Source organism: Pseudomonas sp. S1(2024), from assembly GCF_046557535.1.
In genome coordinates this window covers 83002-98242 of the sequence record NZ_JBKGFP010000072.1, presented here as the reverse complement: position 1 = coordinate 98242, position 15241 = coordinate 83002, and the positions used below count along the sequence as shown (strand labels likewise).

13 protein-coding genes and 1 pseudogene are annotated in these 15241 nt (G+C 61.9%); 11 read left to right on the top strand and 3 right to left on the bottom strand.

Annotation, left to right across the window (positions count from 1 at the left end):
* Positions 1-83 precede the first annotated feature (83 nt).
* Together ACLCGK_RS20540 and ACLCGK_RS20535 are read left to right on the top strand one after the other, a co-directional pair.
* The gene (locus ACLCGK_RS20540) at positions 84-869 is read left to right on the top strand and encodes an outer membrane protein OmpK (RefSeq protein WP_013973536.1); all 786 of its coding nucleotides are present in this window, start codon (positions 84-86) and stop codon (positions 867-869) included.
* Between the two features lie 351 nt (positions 870-1220).
* Positions 1221-2003 (top strand): outer membrane protein OmpK, encoded by a 783-nt coding sequence (locus ACLCGK_RS20535; protein ID WP_003259506.1) that lies wholly within the window; start codon positions 1221-1223, stop codon positions 2001-2003.
* A 137-nt stretch (positions 2004-2140) separates the two neighbouring features.
* Here ACLCGK_RS20535 and ACLCGK_RS20530 read toward each other — a convergent pair whose 3' ends face one another.
* Complete coding sequence (locus ACLCGK_RS20530; protein ID WP_015271166.1) at positions 2141-3055, bottom strand: DUF808 domain-containing protein; 915 nt, start codon at positions 3053-3055, stop codon at positions 2141-2143.
* Positions 3056-3187: 132 nt separating this feature from the next.
* Here ACLCGK_RS20530 and ACLCGK_RS20525 point away from each other — a divergent pair.
* Positions 3188-3781: pseudogene (locus ACLCGK_RS20525) on the top strand (TetR/AcrR family transcriptional regulator); the annotation flags it as partial.
* A gap of 152 nt (positions 3782-3933) precedes the next feature.
* On the opposite strand, the gene ACLCGK_RS20520 reads toward ACLCGK_RS20525, so the two are convergent.
* Positions 3934-4374 carry a GlcG/HbpS family heme-binding protein gene (locus tag ACLCGK_RS20520; protein WP_013973539.1) on the bottom strand — a complete coding sequence of 147 codons (441 nt, stop codon included), beginning with the start codon at positions 4372-4374 and terminating at the stop codon, positions 3934-3936.
* A 257-nt stretch (positions 4375-4631) separates the two neighbouring features.
* On the opposite strand from ACLCGK_RS20520, the gene gcl reads away from it, so the two are divergent.
* From gcl to ACLCGK_RS20490, 6 genes are all read left to right on the top strand, one after another.
* Positions 4632-6407, top strand: a complete 1776-nt coding sequence (gene gcl, locus ACLCGK_RS20515) for a glyoxylate carboligase (protein ID WP_410952779.1) — start codon at positions 4632-4634, stop codon at positions 6405-6407.
* A 68-nt stretch (positions 6408-6475) separates the two neighbouring features.
* Complete coding sequence (hyi, locus tag ACLCGK_RS20510; protein WP_003259508.1) at positions 6476-7258, top strand: hydroxypyruvate isomerase; 783 nt, start codon at positions 6476-6478, stop codon at positions 7256-7258.
* Positions 7259-7429: 171 nt separating this feature from the next.
* Positions 7430-8323 carry a 2-hydroxy-3-oxopropionate reductase gene (locus tag ACLCGK_RS20505; protein ID WP_025340037.1) on the top strand — a complete coding sequence of 298 codons (894 nt, stop codon included), beginning with the start codon at positions 7430-7432 and terminating at the stop codon, positions 8321-8323.
* 247 nt (positions 8324-8570) lie between these two features.
* Complete coding sequence (locus ACLCGK_RS20500) at positions 8571-9845, top strand: glycerate kinase (RefSeq protein ID WP_025340038.1); 1275 nt, start codon at positions 8571-8573, stop codon at positions 9843-9845.
* Positions 9842-11257: a pyruvate kinase gene (gene pyk / locus ACLCGK_RS20495; protein ID WP_410952778.1), complete on the top strand. Its 1416-nt coding sequence runs from the start codon at positions 9842-9844 to the stop codon at positions 11255-11257. The genes ACLCGK_RS20500 and pyk overlap by 4 nt, the downstream gene beginning before the upstream one ends.
* 187 nt (positions 11258-11444) lie before the next feature.
* A complete protein-coding gene (locus tag ACLCGK_RS20490; protein WP_410952777.1) occupies positions 11445-12320 on the top strand; it encodes an urea transporter in 876 nt (291 codons plus the stop codon).
* Here the strand turns inward: ACLCGK_RS20490 and ACLCGK_RS20485 are convergent.
* Positions 12305-13027: an RHS repeat-associated core domain-containing protein gene (locus tag ACLCGK_RS20485; RefSeq protein WP_410952776.1), complete on the bottom strand. Its 723-nt coding sequence runs from the start codon at positions 13025-13027 to the stop codon at positions 12305-12307. The two genes, ACLCGK_RS20490 and ACLCGK_RS20485, sit on opposite strands and share 16 nt — an antisense overlap.
* 140 nt (positions 13028-13167) lie before the next feature.
* Between ACLCGK_RS20485 and ACLCGK_RS20480 the strand changes: the two genes are divergently transcribed.
* Both ACLCGK_RS20480 and ACLCGK_RS20475 read left to right on the top strand, forming a co-directional pair.
* On the top strand, positions 13168-13989 hold the full coding sequence (locus ACLCGK_RS20480; protein ID WP_410952775.1) for an ion transporter: 822 nt from the start codon (positions 13168-13170) through the stop codon (positions 13987-13989).
* 217 nt (positions 13990-14206) lie between these two features.
* Positions 14207-15208 carry a sulfate ABC transporter substrate-binding protein gene (locus tag ACLCGK_RS20475; protein ID WP_023661740.1) on the top strand — a complete coding sequence of 334 codons (1002 nt, stop codon included), beginning with the start codon at positions 14207-14209 and terminating at the stop codon, positions 15206-15208.
* Positions 15209-15241 lie beyond the last annotated feature (33 nt).

Sequence of the window (15241 nt, the reverse complement as noted above, 5' to 3'; positions counted from 1 at the left end):
CCGTCGGCCCGCCGGAATGGGCCGTCCGGGGCGCCTGCGCGCCAAAAAAACCAAACAAAAACAATAAGTCCGGGAACCACAACATGAAACGCATCACCTCGTCCCTCTTGCTGGGCAGCAGCCTGCTGGCCACCCTCCCCGCCCACGCTGGTGAATGGCTGCAGTGGCATGGCGAAAGCCTGACCTACCTGTACGGCAAGGATTTCAAGGTCAACCCACGCATCCAGCAGACGGTGACCTTCGAGCACGCCAACAAATGGAAGTACGGCGATACCTTCATGTTCGTCGACAAGGTCTTCTACAACGGCAAGCCCGACCCGGGCAAAGGCGTCACCTCCTACTACGGTGAATTCAGCCCGCGCCTGTCGTTCGGCAAGATCTTCGACCAGAAGCTGGCGTTCGGCCCGATCAAGGATGTGCTGCTGGCCATGACCTACGAGCGTGGCGAGGGCGACAACGAGGCCTACCTGATCGGGCCCGGCTTCGACCTGAACATTCCCGGCTTCAACTACTTCACCCTCAACTTCTACCTGCGCAACACCGAAGGCAGCCGCCCCGGTGACAACGTCTGGCAGATCACCCCGGCCTTCTCGTACACCATTCCGGTGGGCAAATCCGACATTTTGATCGACGGTTACATGGACTGGGTGGTCGACAACGACCAGACCCGCCGTGGCACCTACCACGCCAACCTGCAGTTCAACCCACAGGTCAAGTACGACCTGGGCAAAGCCCTGAACCTGGGCGCCAAGCAGCTGTACGTGGGCATCGAGTACAGCTACTGGAAGGACAAGTACGGCATCGACAGCCAAGGCAATATCGACAGTAACCAGAGCGTCACCAGTGCCCTGATCAAGGTGCACTTCTAGAAAGCTGACCAAACGCACAAGTTTGTTCCACTCTGCTCCAGGACGGAGCACTTGAGGCAAGGCGCGCAAGCCAGTAATCTGCGCGCCCCCTCGATCAGGGCAGAACGGATTCTGCCTGCGTTTACTGACCGCTCAGTCAATGAATTCGGGCGGTTGGCCAACGTGTTGCCAGCCTGAAAGACCCTTTTCATCCGTTCAGAACGAAGTCGAGCAGGAAGGTTTTGCCAGCCCAGGAAAGTTGGCTCAACCCTTGCCAGACAGCTGTGGCCTATCGAAAAAAGCTGACTCAAAAGACAAAAAGCGCCAATAACGAGCGCTGACAACAGATCAATCAAGGGAGCGACATTCGCAATGCGTACCATCAACAGCCTGATCCTCGCCGGCGGCCTGCTGGCCTGTGGCACCACCTTCGGCGGCGACCTGCTGCAATGGCAGAACAACAGCCTGACCTACCTGTGGGGCAAGAACTTCAAGGTCAACCCGTCGATCCAGCAAACCGTGACCTTCGAGCACGCTGATGGCTGGAAGTACGGCGATAACTTCATCTTTGTCGACAAGATCTTCTATCAGGGCCAGAAAGATGAGGGCAACGGCCCGAACACCTACTACGGCGAAATCAGCCCGCGCCTGTCGTTCGGCAAGATCTTCGACCAGAAGATCGGGTTTGGCCCGGTCAAGGACGTACTGCTGGCGATGACCTACGAGTTCGGTGAAGGTGATACCGAGTCGTACCTGATCGGCCCTGGCTTCGACCTGGACATCCCGGGCTTCGACTACTTCCAGCTGAACTTCTACAACCGCACCACCGACGGCAGCCGCGCCGGCGACAACGTGTGGCAGATCACCCCGGTGTGGTCGTACACCATTCCGGTCGGTTCGTCCGATGTACTGATCGACGGCTTCATGGACTGGGTGGTGGACAACGACGAGAACCGCCGCGGCACCTATCAGGCCAACCTGCACTTCAACCCGCAGATCAAGTATGACCTGGGCAAGGCCTTGCACCTGGGCGAGAAGCAGCTGTATGTGGGTGTGGAGTACGACTACTGGAAGAACAAGTACGGCATCAAGGATTCCGATGCCTTCACCACGGACCAGAACACCATGAGCTTCCTGCTCAAGGTTCACTTCTGATCTGAGTACAGGGGCCGCCTTGCGGCCCATTCGCGGGTAAACCCGCTCCTACAGGGTCCGCACCGGCTTCATGGCAGACGCTATACATGTGGGAGCGGGCGTGCCCGCGAACCGGGGCAAAGCCCCGGCCATGCAAATCAGGTGGCCGGCCGAACCGCCCGCCACAATTTCCCCGCAATGCCCACCACGGCCAGCACCACGGCACCGGCCACAACCCCCACACCGCCGTTCAGCAGTGCCACGGTCAACGCCCCGCCACGCCCTTCGCTAAATGCCTCGATCGCATGATGCAGAGGTGCGATGCCATGCACCAGGATCCCGCCACCAACCAGGAACATGGCCGCCGTACCGATCACCGACAGGCTCTTCATCATGTATGGCGCGGCACGCAGAATGCCGTTACCTACCGCCCTGGCCAGGCGTGATGCCTTGCGGGTCATCCACAGCCCCAGGTCATCGAGCTTGACGATACCGCCCACCAGCCCGTACACGCCGATGGTCATGACCACCGCGATACCCGACAGCACGACGATCTGCTGGGTCAACGGCGAGTCGGCAACGATGCCCAGGGTGATGGCGATGATTTCCGCCGAAAGGATGAAGTCGGTACGTACCGCGCCCTTGATCTTGGCTTTCTCGAACGCCACCAGGTCGACATTGGCATCGGCCACCGCCTCCTTGAGCGCTTCGTGCTCGGCGTCAGTCTCGGCCTTGCTGTGCAGGAACTTGTGCGCCAGCTTCTCGAAGCCCTCGAAGCAAAGGTAGGCACCGCCCAGCATCAGCAACGGCGTCACCGCCCAGGGAATGAACGCACTGATCAGCAGCGCCGCCGGCACCAGGATGGCCTTGTTCACCATCGAGCCCTTGGCTACTGCCCACACCACAGGGATCTCGCGCTCGGCACGTACCCCGGTGACCTGCTGGGCATTCAGCGCCAGGTCATCGCCCAGCACGCCTGCGGTCTTTTTCGCCGCCACCTTGGTCATCACCGAGACGTCATCGAGCACAGTGGCGATGTCGTCGATCAGTACCAGTAGACTGCTTCCTGCCATGTTTGCCTGCATCCAGAAGAGTAAGTGTCCAGGATTCTAGCCCAAAGCCGCTGCCTTGAGCGCCCGTCGAGCCCGGTGCTACCATGCCCGATCCCTCTTAGAGGTGGCCAGACACGAGGAAGATCCCTGACCATGAGCACCATTCGCGAGCGCAACAAGGAACTGATCCTGCGCGCGGCCAGCGAGGAATTCGCCGACAAGGGCTTCGCCGCCACCAAGACCAGCGATATCGCGGCCAAGGCCGGCCTGCCCAAGCCGAACGTGTATTACTACTTCAAATCCAAGGACAACCTCTACCGCGAGGTCCTGGAAAGTATCATCGCGCCGATCATGCAGGCGTCTACCCCGTTCAATGCCGACGGTGACCCGAAGGAAGTGCTGAGTGCGTACATCCGCTCGAAGATCCGCATTTCGCGCGACCTGCCGCATGCGTCCAAGGTGTTCGCCAGCGAGATCATGCACGGCGCCCCGCACCTGTCGCCGAACCAGGTAGCGCAGCTGAACGAGCAGGCGCGGCATAACATCGAGTGCATCCAGCGCTGGATCGACCGCGGGCAGATCGCCCATGTGGATGCGCATCACCTGATGTTCAGCATCTGGGCAGCGACCCAGACTTATGCCGATTTCGACTGGCAGATCTCTGCCGTGACCGGCAAGGCCAAGCTGGCCGACAGCGATTATGACGCGGCGGCGGAGACCATCATCCGCATGGTGCTCAAGGGGTGTGAGCGGGAGTGGTCTCAACGAGGCCAGGGGGTTTGCTTCGCAGCCCATCACCGGCAAGCCAGCTCCCACAGGGCCGCCACAGACCTTGAAAACTGTGATGTACCTGTGGGAGCTGGCTTGCCGGCGATGGGGCCGGAACAGGCAACAGAGATTTAGGCTGCTACACCCGCATCCGCCTTCAACCCCACCTCCTCGATCGCACTGATCGCGCACTGCTCGTCGATATCCGACGTATCCCCGCTGATCCCTACCGCACCCAGCACCTTGCCGTCCTGATCACGCACCAGCACGCCACCCGGCGCCGGCACCACCGGCCGCTCGCCCAACCCGTTCAGCGCGGCAAAAAATGCCGGCCGCTGCTGCGCGTCCAGCGCCAGCAGGCGCGAGCCCTTGCCCAGGGCAATCGCGCCCCAGGCCTTGCCGGTGGCCACCTCCGGCCGGATCAGGCTGGCGCCATCCTCGCGCTGCAGCGCCAGCAAGTGGCCGCCGGCATCCAGCACCGCCACGGTCAGTGGCGCGGCGTTGATCTTGCGGCCCGCCGCCAGCGCGGCATTCACCAGGCTGACCGCGACTTTCAGGTTCAAAGCGTTCATGGAAAGGTCCTCTTCTTGTTGTGAGAAGCCCTGAGGGCAGGTGAAAAACCGATAAGCCAATAGAACACAACTGAATCTTTTTTTGTATACAATAAATTGAAACGATCGTATGCGAGATTGCAAACGCCCGTTTTCACGGGCGCTTGAACGAAAGCGACCTCGTCCGACGAAAACCCGTTGACCTGAGCGGCCAGCCGTGAATACACTCTGGCACAAAGCAAGTTGTATACAATTACAAAATCGATGAGGCACAAACCATGAGCAAAATGAGAGCAATCGATGCAGCCGTTCTGGTCATGCGCCGTGAAGGTGTAGATACCGCGTTCGGCATCCCGGGGGCTGCCATCAACCCGTTGTACTCGGCCCTGAAGAAAGTCGGTGGCATCGATCACGTCCTCGCTCGTCACGTCGAAGGCGCCTCGCACATGGCCGAGGGTTACACCCGTGCCAACCCAGGCAACATCGGCGTGTGCATCGGCACCTCCGGCCCAGCCGGCACCGACATGGTCACCGGCCTGTACAGTGCCTCCGCCGACTCCATCCCGATCCTCTGCATCACCGGCCAGGCCCCACGTGCCCGCCTGCACAAGGAGGACTTCCAGGCTGTCGACATCACCAACATCGTCAAGCCGGTCACCAAGTGGGCCACCACCGTTCTGGAGCCGGGCCAGGTGCCTTACGCCTTCCAGAAGGCCTTCCATGAAATGCGCACCGGCCGCCCAGGCCCGGTACTGATCGACCTGCCGTTCGACGTGCAGATGGCCGAAATCGAATTCGACATCGACGCCTACGAACCGCTGCCAGTGCACAAGCCGTCCGCCACCCGCGTACAGGCCGAAAAAGCCCTGGCCCTGCTCAATGACGCCGAACGCCCGCTGCTGGTAGCCGGTGGCGGCATCATCAACGCCGACGCCAGCGACAAGCTGGTCGAGTTCGCCGAACTGACCGGTGTACCAGTGATTCCAACCCTGATGGGCTGGGGCACCATCCCGGACGACCACGCACAGATGGTCGGCATGGTCGGCCTGCAGACTTCGCACCGCTATGGCAACGCCACCCTGCTGAAATCCGACCTGGTGTTCGGTATCGGTAACCGCTGGGCCAACCGCCACACCGGTTCCGTCGACGTCTACACCGAAGGCCGCAAGTTCGTGCACGTGGACATCGAGCCGACCCAGATCGGCCGCGTGTTCACCCCGGACCTGGGTATCGTTTCCGACGCCGGCAAGGCACTGGACGTGTTCCTCGAAGTGGCCCGCGAGTGGAAAGCCGCTGGCAAGCTGAAGTGCCGCAAGGCCTGGCTGGAAGACTGCCAGGAGCGCAAGGCCACCCTGCAGCGCAAGACCCACTTCGACAACGTGCCGGTCAAGCCGCAGCGCGTCTACGAAGAAATGAACCAGGTATTTGGCAAGGACACCTGCTACGTCAGCACCATCGGTCTGTCGCAGATCGCCGGTGCGCAGTTCCTGCACGTGTACAAGCCACGCCACTGGATCAACTGCGGCCAGGCCGGCCCGCTGGGCTGGACCATCCCTGCCGCCCTCGGTGTGGTCAAGGCCGATCCGAAGCGCAAGGTGGTCGCGCTGTCGGGTGACTACGACTTCCAGTTCATGATCGAAGAGCTGGCGGTGGGCGCACAGTTCAACCTGCCGTACGTGCACGTGCTGGTGAACAACGCCTATCTGGGCCTGATCCGTCAGGCACAGCGTGGCTTCGACATGGATTACTGTGTACAACTGGCGTTCGAGAACATCAACTCGACCGACGCCGCCACCTACGGTGTCGACCATGTCGCCGTGGTCGAAGGCCTGGGCTGCAAGGCCATCCGTGTATTCGAGCCGGCCGAGATCGCCCCTGCCCTGCTCAAGGCACAGAAGATGGCCGAAGAGTTCCGCGTACCGGTGGTGGTCGAAGTGATTCTCGAACGTGTGACCAACATTTCCATGGGCACCGAGATCAACGCGGTCAACGAGTTCGAAGACCTGGCCCTGGTCGGCAACGACGCGCCAACCGCCATCTCGCTGCTGGACTGATCGCCTGACGCCCCCGTGCCGGCCCCTACCTCAGGGCGCCGGGGGCCTTCATCGCTAGGAGACACAACATGCCTCGCTTCGCTGCCAACCTGTCCATGCTGTTCACCGAACAGGACTTCCTGGCCCGCTTCAAGGCTGCCGCCGATGCTGGTTTCAGCGGCGTAGAGTACCTCTTCCCGTACGATTTCAGCGCTGCCGAGATCAAGCAGCAGCTGGACGCCAACGGCCTGACCCAGGTGCTGTTCAACCTGCCGGCGGGCGATTGGGCCAAGGGTGAGCGCGGTATCACCTGCCACCCTGACCGCGTCGAGGAATTCCGCGCCGGTGTCGACAAGGCCATCGAGTACGCCAAGGTGCTGGGCAACACCCAGGTCAATGCCCTGGCCGGCATTCGCCCACAAGGCCCGGACTGCGCCACCGTGCGCAAGACCTTCGTGGAAAACCTGCGCTACGCCGCCGACAAGCTGAAAGCCGCCGGGATCCGCCTGGTCATGGAAATGATCAACACCCGCGACATCCCCGGCTTCTACCTGAACACCACCAAACAGGCCCTGGAAATCCAGGCCGAGGTTGGCAGCGACAACCTGTTCCTGCAGTACGACATCTACCACATGCAGATCATGGAAGGTGACCTGGCTCGCACCATGGAAGCCAACCTGAAACTGATCAACCACATCCAGCTGGCCGACAACCCCGGCCGCAACGAGCCAGGCACCGGCGAGATCAACTACCGCTTCCTGTTCGAACACCTGGACCGCATCGGCTACCAGGGCTGGGTGGGCGCGGAGTACAAGCCGCTGACCACCACCGAAGCGGGCCTGGGCTGGCTGAAGACCCATAACGCGATCTGAACGGCTGAACGCTACCCCCCTGTGAAACACGAAACCCTGTGGGAGCGGGCATGCCCGCGAACACCGGCATAGCCGGTGCCATCCACCGAGTCGCCTGTTTCGCGGGCATGCCCGCTCCCACAGGGATTGCGGTCTGCTTGAGACATCACAAATACAAAGAGGCACATTCTCATGGCTAAAATCGGTTTCATCGGCACCGGCATCATGGGCAAGCCCATGGCTCAGAACCTGCAGAAAGCAGGTCACAGCATCTTCGTCTCCACTCACCACGACGCTGCCCCGGCCGACCTGATCGCCGCCGGTGCCGTGGCCCTGGCCAACCCGAAGGAAGTTGCCCAGGAAGCCGAGTTCATTATTGTCATGGTCCCCGACACCCCGCAGGTCGAGAGCGTCCTGTTCGGTGACAACGGCGTGGCCGAAGGCGTGGGCCCGAACAAGGTCGTGATCGACATGAGCTCGATCTCCCCTACCGCTACCAAAGCCTTCGCAGAGAAGATCAAGGCTACCGGCGCTGCCTACCTGGATGCCCCGGTGTCCGGCGGCGAAGTCGGTGCCAAGGCCGCGACCCTGAGCATCATGGTCGGTGGCTGCCCGAAAGCCTTCGAGCGCACCCTGCCGCTGTTCGAAGCCATGGGCAAGAACATCACCCGCGTCGGTGGCAATGGCGACGGCCAGACCGCCAAGGTGGCCAACCAGATCATCGTTGCCCTGAACATCCAGGCCGTTGCCGAAGCCCTGCTGTTCGCCGCCAAGAACGGCGCCGACCCGGCCAAGGTACGTGAAGCACTGATGGGCGGCTTCGCCTCGTCGAAGATCCTCGAAGTGCACGCCGAGCGCATGATCAAGGGCACCTTCGACCCAGGCTTCCGCATCAACCTGCACCAGAAGGACCTGAACCTGGCCCTGCAAGGCGCCAAGGAACTGGGCATCAACCTGCCCAATACCTCCAATGCACAGCAAGTGTTCAACACCTGCCAGGCCCTGGGCGGCGGCAACTGGGACCACTCGGCGCTGATCAAAGGGCTGGAGCACATGGCCAACTTCTCGATCCGCGACGACAAGTAATTCGAATTCGGGGGCTGCTGCGCAGCCCAATCGCCGGCAAGCCAGCTCCCACAGGGACCGCACAATCCCTCAATCCTGTGCTGTACCTGTGGGAGCTGGCTTGCCGGCGATGAATTCAACACCTTTGAACCTGCGACCACAGGTTCAAAGGTGGCACCGAGCAACACCCGCCCCTGGTTCGGCCTGCACGGAGGCAGTTCCAGGGGCGTTTTTGATTCTGCAGAACAACAATAATTGGGAGCCTGCCATGTCGGTCGATCCGCAAAAACTTCTCCGCGAGCTGTTCGACACAGCCATCGCCGCCGCCCACCCCCGTCAAGTCCTCGAACCCTACCTGCCCGCCGACCGCAGCGGCCGGGTCATCGTCATCGGTGCCGGCAAGGCCGCAGCCGCCATGGCCGAAGTGGTCGAGAAAAGCTGGCAGGGCGAAGTCTCCGGGCTTGTTGTCACACGGTACGGTCACGGCGCCAACTGCCAGAAGATCGAGGTGGTCGAAGCTGCCCACCCGGTCCCCGATGCCGCCGGCCTGGCCGTGGCAAAACGCGTGCTGGAACTGGTCAGCAACCTCAGTGAAGACGATCGCGTCATCTTCCTGCTGTCCGGCGGTGGCTCGGCGCTGCTGGCCCTGCCCGCCGAAGGCCTGACCCTGGCCGACAAGCAGCAGATCAACAAGGCGCTGCTGAAATCCGGCGCCACCATCGGCGAGATGAACTGCGTACGCAAGCACCTCTCGGCGATCAAGGGCGGCCGCCTGGCCAAGGCCTGCTGGCCGGCCACGGTGTACACCTATGCCATTTCCGATGTACCGGGCGACCTCGCCACGGTGATCGCCTCCGGCCCTACCGTGGCCGACCCAAGCACCTCGGCCGATGCCCTGGCCATCCTCAAGCGCTACAACATCGAAGCGCCCAAGGCCGTTATCGACTGGCTCAACAACCCCGCCTCGGAAACCGTCAAGGCCGACGACCCGGCCCTGGCCCGCAGCCACTTCCAGCTGATCGCCAAGCCCCAGCAGTCGCTCGAAGCCGCCGCGGTCAAAGCCCGCCAGGCCGGGTTCAGCCCGCTGATCCTCGGCGACCTGGAAGGCGAATCACGCGAAGTGGCCAAGGTGCACGCCGGTATCGCCCGGCAGATCGTCCAGCACGGCCAGCCGCTGAAAGCGCCCTGCGTGATCCTGTCCGGCGGCGAAACCACCGTGACCGTGCGCGGCAATGGCCGTGGCGGGCGCAATGCCGAGTTCCTGCTCAGCCTCACCGAAAGCCTGAAAGGCCTGCCGGGCGTGTACGCCCTGGCCGGTGACACCGACGGTATCGATGGCTCGGAAGAAAACGCCGGCGCCTTCATGACCCCGGCCAGCTACGCCCGTGCCGAAGCCCTGGGCCTGTCGGCCAGCGACGAACTGGACAACAACAACGGCTACGGTTATTTCGCCGCCCTGGATGCGCTGATCGTCACCGAGCCGACCCGCACCAACGTCAACGACTTCCGCGCCATCCTGATCCTCGAGACTGCCCAATCATGACGCCTGATAAAAAAGTCAAAATCCTCGCCACCCTTGGCCCTGCGATCAAAGGCATTGGCGACATCCGCCAACTGGTAGAAGCCGGGGTGAACATCTTCCGCCTCAACTTCAGCCACGGCGAGCATGCCGACCACGCCCTGCGCTACCAGTGGATCCGCGAAGTCGAGCAGCAACTGAACTACCCACTGGGTATCCTCATGGACCTGCAAGGGCCGAAGCTGCGCGTCGGCCGCTTTGCCGACGGCAAGGTGCAGCTGCAACGCGGCCAGGCCCTGCGCCTGGACCTGGACAACACCCCGGGCGACAGCCGCCGGGTCAACCTGCCGCACCCTGAGATCATCGCCGCCCTCGAGCCGGGCATGGACCTGCTGCTGGACGACGGCAAGCTGCGCCTGCGCGTCACCGCCAAGCACAGCGACGCCATCGACACCGAAGTGCTGGCCGGCGGCGAACTGTCCGATCGCAAGGGTGTCAACGTGCCGCAAGCGGTGCTCGACCTCTCCCCGCTCACCGAGAAAGACCGCCGCGACCTGGCCTTCGGCCTGGAGCTGGGCGTGGACTGGGTGGCTCTGTCGTTCGTGCAGCGCCCCGAAGACATCACCGAAGCACGCCAGCTGATCGGTGACCGTGCCTACCTGATGGCGAAGATCGAAAAGCCATCGGCGGTCGAACAGTTGCAAGCCATCGCGGAACTTGCGGATGCAATCATGGTGGCCCGTGGCGACCTGGGCGTGGAAGTGCCGGCCGAAAGCGTGCCGCAAATCCAGAAACGCATCATCGGCACCTGCCGCCAACTGGGCAAACCGGTGGTGGTGGCCACCCAGATGCTCGAATCCATGCGCTTCTCGCCAGCGCCGACCCGCGCCGAAGTCACCGACGTGGCCAACGCCGTGGCCGAGGGTGCCGATGCGGTGATGCTGTCGGCCGAGACTGCCTCGGGTGAGTACCCGCTGGAAGCCGTGCAGATGATGAGCAAGATCATCCGCCAGGTGGAGAACGGCCCGGACTACCAGGCCCAGCTCGACGTTGGCCGGCCGAAGGCCGAGGCCACCGTATCGGACGCCATCAGCTGCGCCATCCGCCGTATCAGCGGCATCCTGCCGGTGGCGGTGCTGGTCAACTACAGCGAGTCGGGCGCCTCGACCCTGCGCGCGGCCCGCGAGCGGCCACGGGCACCGATCCTCAACCTCACGCCGAACCTGGCCACCGCGCGTCGCCTGAGCGTGGCGTGGGGCGTGCACTCGGTGGTCAACGACCGCCTGCGCCAGGTGGACGAAGTTGTATCCACCGCACTGGAAATTGCCCAGGCACAAGGCATGGCCAGCCGTGGCGACACGCTACTGATCACTGCCGGTGTGCCTTTCGGCAAACCGGGGTCGACTAACACGCTGCGGATCGAGACCTTGATCTGACCGCATCGCCGGCAAGCCGGCTCCCACAGGGATCGCACCACTTCAAAGGCCTGTGCAATCCCTGTGGGAGCTGGCTTGCCGGCGATTGGAGGGCAAAGCCCTCCTTGTACACAGAAACACCAGACCTGCGGAAAACCCGAGGCCCAAAGAGGCCCACCGCGCCCCATCAACCTCACTGACTGCCCCGATGTACACCAAAAATTTCGTCAACCCGTGCCCCGACTGGGCCACGGCGTTACTCAACGGCTTCAGCCAGGTGCTGCTGCTGCGCAACCCCCTGTGCGGCCTGTGCTGCCTGCTGGCCATCCTGCTGACCGCCCCCGGCCTGGTCGGTGGCGCCCTGCTCGGCGCCCTGGCCGGCCTGCTCACCGCCCAGGCTCGCGGCTACGACCGCGCCGACCGCCAGGCAGGCCTGTACAGCTACAACGGCGTGCTGATCGGCATCCTGATCAGCGCCGTGCTGCCCTGGTCGGTCATCCTACCGCCACTGATCATCGCCGCTGGCGGCCTGTCCAGCATCATCACCCACCAGTGGCGCAAGCGCGGCGGCAAGCTGCTGATCGCCTACACCGCACCCTTCGTCCTGCTTGGCTGGGCCGTATTGCTGATCGCCAGCCCCTCGCCCAGCGGCTTCGTCGAAGCCCAGCCGCTGTACGCGTTGGCGCGCGGCGTGGGCCAGATCTTCCTGCTCGACCAGCCCCTGGCCGGCCTGCTGATCATCATCGGCATGCTCATCGCAAACCCTTATGCCGCAATGTGGGCGGTGATCGGCTCGGCCATCGGCGGCGGCGTGGCACTGTTCGCCGATCAGGCGCAAGCCGCCTGGCTGGGCCTGTACGGTTTCAACGCCGCGCTGGCGGCACTGGCGTTCAGTAGGCAAGGTGAAAAACCGTGGGTGACGCTGCTGGCCATCGCCCTGGCCCTGCTGCTGCAACCGCTGTTCAAGCTGCTACCGGTGCCCGGCCTGACCGCGCCGTTTGTGGTGGCCTGCTGGCTAATCCATGTGGCTAACCACCTAGGTCATAGGACACAAAAGGACAGTTCACATCAGTTACCGAACTGACTCGGCTGCCTGATTTGAGTTGGATCGGGTGCCGGACAAACTCCCTTGGGTGGACGTGGAGGCGGAGGTGGTGAAGGAGGTAGCGGGCGAAGCGGCTTCGGAAGAGAGCGTTGCACTTCCAGCTCGTCTAACCTGTCATGCAGCGCTTGGTTCAGTTCTCGAAGGCGAGCGTTCTCTGTTTGAGAGCGCTCCAACTGCTTCCGGGTAGCGCCCAAACCCGGAATTTCAGCCACAGTAAACCGTCCATCCAGCCCTCTGGAAATTTTGTATCCAGCATTACCCATTCCCAAGCTGTAAGGCTCAGAGCTCTGCTCGAAATGATTTCTCACTGCCCTTTTGAAAGCTTTCGGTATGCCTGTGCGCTCAAACTCAGCAGTAAGTCCAGTTTTCAACTTTTTCATCTGACCTGATGGGTCAGAGTAATTTATCGGGTCGCCTTCGCAATAACAGTATGCATTCAGCCCGCCATGCCCAAAGGGGCTAAACCCCTCCTGGCAGAAAAAACGCATAAGAATGGGGCTATAGAATCGGTGGCCATTGCCCAGAGCATAGGCTTGCAAGATGCTACCTAGCCATTCGCCATTGAAACCTAATGAAGGAATTGGCCGTTTCAGCGAATACCCATAAGCGGTGTATGACTGTGCCTGCTCCGCCATACCACGCTCTATAGCCAGTCGCTCAGCTGACTGTCCATATTGCAGTTTCATGCTCGCCTCACGCTCATGATCCTCCCCGCATTCTGCTTCAGCCAATACGTTTCAGAGAACTAGCAGTTTTACCAGCTCACTCGTTGCAGCCTTGGACAAAGACCCTCTAGGCTTACTGCTTCGCCTTGGGAACACAAACCATGCCCACCTCGCCATCTCTGCGCGAACGCCTCTACATCATCGTCTTCCAGACCGACACCGTAGCCGGCCGGCGGTTCGACAAGATCCTCCTGCTGATCATCCTGGCCAGCCTGGTGACGGTGATACTCGACAGCATCGACGAAGTGCACCAGGGCTACGCCGGCCTGCTGGCCGGCATCGAGTGGGGCTTTACCGCGATCTTCCTGGCCGAGTACCTCACCCGCCTGTACTGCTCGCGCAAGCCTTTGCGCTACGCATTCAGCTTTTATGGCCTGGTCGATCTGCTGGCGATCGTGCCGGGGGTCATCGCGCTGTACTACAGCGACGCCCAGTACCTGCTGATTATCCGGGTGATACGGATGCTACGGATCTTCCGTGTGCTCAAGCTCAGCCCCTACCTCAAGCAGGCCCATTACCTGATGGAGGCGCTGCGCGGCAGCAAGCAGAAGATCATCGTGTTCCTGGTGACGGTATCGACCCTGGTGACGGTGTTCGGCACCTTGATGTATGTGATCGAAGGGCCTGAGCATGGCTTTACCAGTATTCCCAAGGGCATCTACTGGGCCATCGTTACCCTGACCACGGTAGGCTTTGGCGACATTGTGCCGAAGACCCCGCTGGGGCAGGTGCTGTCGTCGCTGGTGATGATTACCGGTTATTCGATCATCGCCGTACCGACCGGGATCTTTACCGCCGAGCTGGCCAATGCCATGCGCGGGGAGCAGCTGCAGCATGATTGCCCGACTTGCAGCAAGAAAAGCCATGAGCATGGCGCGGCGTTCTGTTCGCGGTGTGGGAATGTGCTGTTTCCCAAGCAATGATGTCGCCTGTACTGGCCCTATCGCCGGCAAGCCAGCTCCCACAGGTACTGCGCAATGCCCAAGACCTGTGCAGTACCTGTGGGAGCTGGCTTGCCGGCGATAGGGCCAGTACAGGCGACAGCATAACCAAAGTCGTTTTAGTTCTTTAACCGTTACAAACCCACCCGCTATAGTCGCAGGCAAACTGCCAACACCTTCTCGATAACAAGGAAGCAACGTGAAAAAACTCTTCACCGCCTCGCTGCTCGCCGCAGGCCTTGCCCTGGGCAATTTCGCCCAGGCTGCCCCCACCCTGCTCAACGTTTCCTACGACGTGATGCGCGACTTCTACAAGGATTACAATCCGGCCTTCCAGAAGCACTGGGAAGCCGAGCACAACGAGAAGGTCAACGTGCAGATGTCCTTCGGCGGCTCGAGCAAGCAGGCGCGAGCGGTGATCGATGGCCTGCCGGCCGATGTCATCACCATGAACATGGCCACCGACATCAACGCCCTGGCCGACAACGGCAAACTGGTGCCGGACAACTGGGTCAGCCGCCTGCCGAACAACAGCGCGCCATTCACCTCGGCCACTGTGTTCATCGTGCGCAAGGGTAACCCCAAGGCGCTGAAAGACTGGCCCGACCTGCTCAAGGATGGCGTGCAGGTAATCGTGCCCAACCCAAAGACCTCGGGTAACGGCCGCTACACCTACCTGTCGGCCTGGGGTTATGTGCTCAAGCAAGGCGGTGATGAAAACAAGGCCAAGGACTTTGTCGGCAAGCTGTTCAAGCAGGCGCCGGTGCTGGACACCGGTGGCCGCGCCGCCACTACCACCTTCATGACCAACCAGATCGGCGACGTGCTGGTGACCTTCGAGAACGAAGCCGAGATGATCGCCCGCGAGTTCGGCCGCGACCAGTTCGAAGTGGTCTACCCGAGCGTGTCGGCCGAAGCCGAGCCACCGGTCACCGTGGTCGACAAGGTAGTGGCGAAGAAAGGCACCCAGGCCGCGGCCGAGGAATACCTGAAGTACCTGTGGTCGCCAGCCGCCCAGGAAATCGCCGCACAGAACTACCTGCGCCCGCGTGATGCGACGGTACTGGCCAAGTACACCGACCGCTTCCCGAAAGTGGACTTCCTGTCGGTGGAGAAGACCTTCGGTGACTGGCGCACCGTGCAGAAGACCCACTTCAATGATGGTGGGGTGTTTGACCAGATCTACACCAACAATCAGTAATTGATGCAGGCAGGTCCGGCCCAATCGCCGGCA

Excerpts from the sequence above, each read along its gene's own strand:
- ACLCGK_RS20540 (WP_013973536.1), top strand. The coding sequence starts at position 84 with ATGAAACGCATCACCTCGTCCCTCTTGCTGGGCAGCAGCCTGCTGGCC.
- ACLCGK_RS20535 (WP_003259506.1), top strand. The coding sequence starts at position 1,221 with ATGCGTACCATCAACAGCCTGATCCTCGCCGGCGGCCTGCTGGCCTGT.
- ACLCGK_RS20530 (WP_015271166.1), bottom strand. The coding sequence starts at position 3,055 with ATGGCAGGAAGCAGTCTACTGGTACTGATCGACGACATCGCCACTGTG.
- ACLCGK_RS20520 (WP_013973539.1), bottom strand. The coding sequence starts at position 4,374 with ATGAACGCTTTGAACCTGAAAGTCGCGGTCAGCCTGGTGAATGCCGCG.
- gcl (WP_410952779.1), top strand. The coding sequence starts at position 4,632 with ATGAGCAAAATGAGAGCAATCGATGCAGCCGTTCTGGTCATGCGCCGT.
- hyi (WP_003259508.1), top strand. The coding sequence starts at position 6,476 with ATGCCTCGCTTCGCTGCCAACCTGTCCATGCTGTTCACCGAACAGGAC.
- ACLCGK_RS20505 (WP_025340037.1), top strand. The coding sequence starts at position 7,430 with ATGGCTAAAATCGGTTTCATCGGCACCGGCATCATGGGCAAGCCCATG.
- ACLCGK_RS20500 (WP_025340038.1), top strand. The coding sequence starts at position 8,571 with ATGTCGGTCGATCCGCAAAAACTTCTCCGCGAGCTGTTCGACACAGCC.
- pyk (WP_410952778.1), top strand. The coding sequence starts at position 9,842 with ATGACGCCTGATAAAAAAGTCAAAATCCTCGCCACCCTTGGCCCTGCG.
- ACLCGK_RS20490 (WP_410952777.1), top strand. The coding sequence starts at position 11,445 with ATGTACACCAAAAATTTCGTCAACCCGTGCCCCGACTGGGCCACGGCG.
- ACLCGK_RS20485 (WP_410952776.1), bottom strand. The coding sequence starts at position 13,027 with ATGAAACTGCAATATGGACAGTCAGCTGAGCGACTGGCTATAGAGCGT.
- ACLCGK_RS20480 (WP_410952775.1), top strand. The coding sequence starts at position 13,168 with ATGCCCACCTCGCCATCTCTGCGCGAACGCCTCTACATCATCGTCTTC.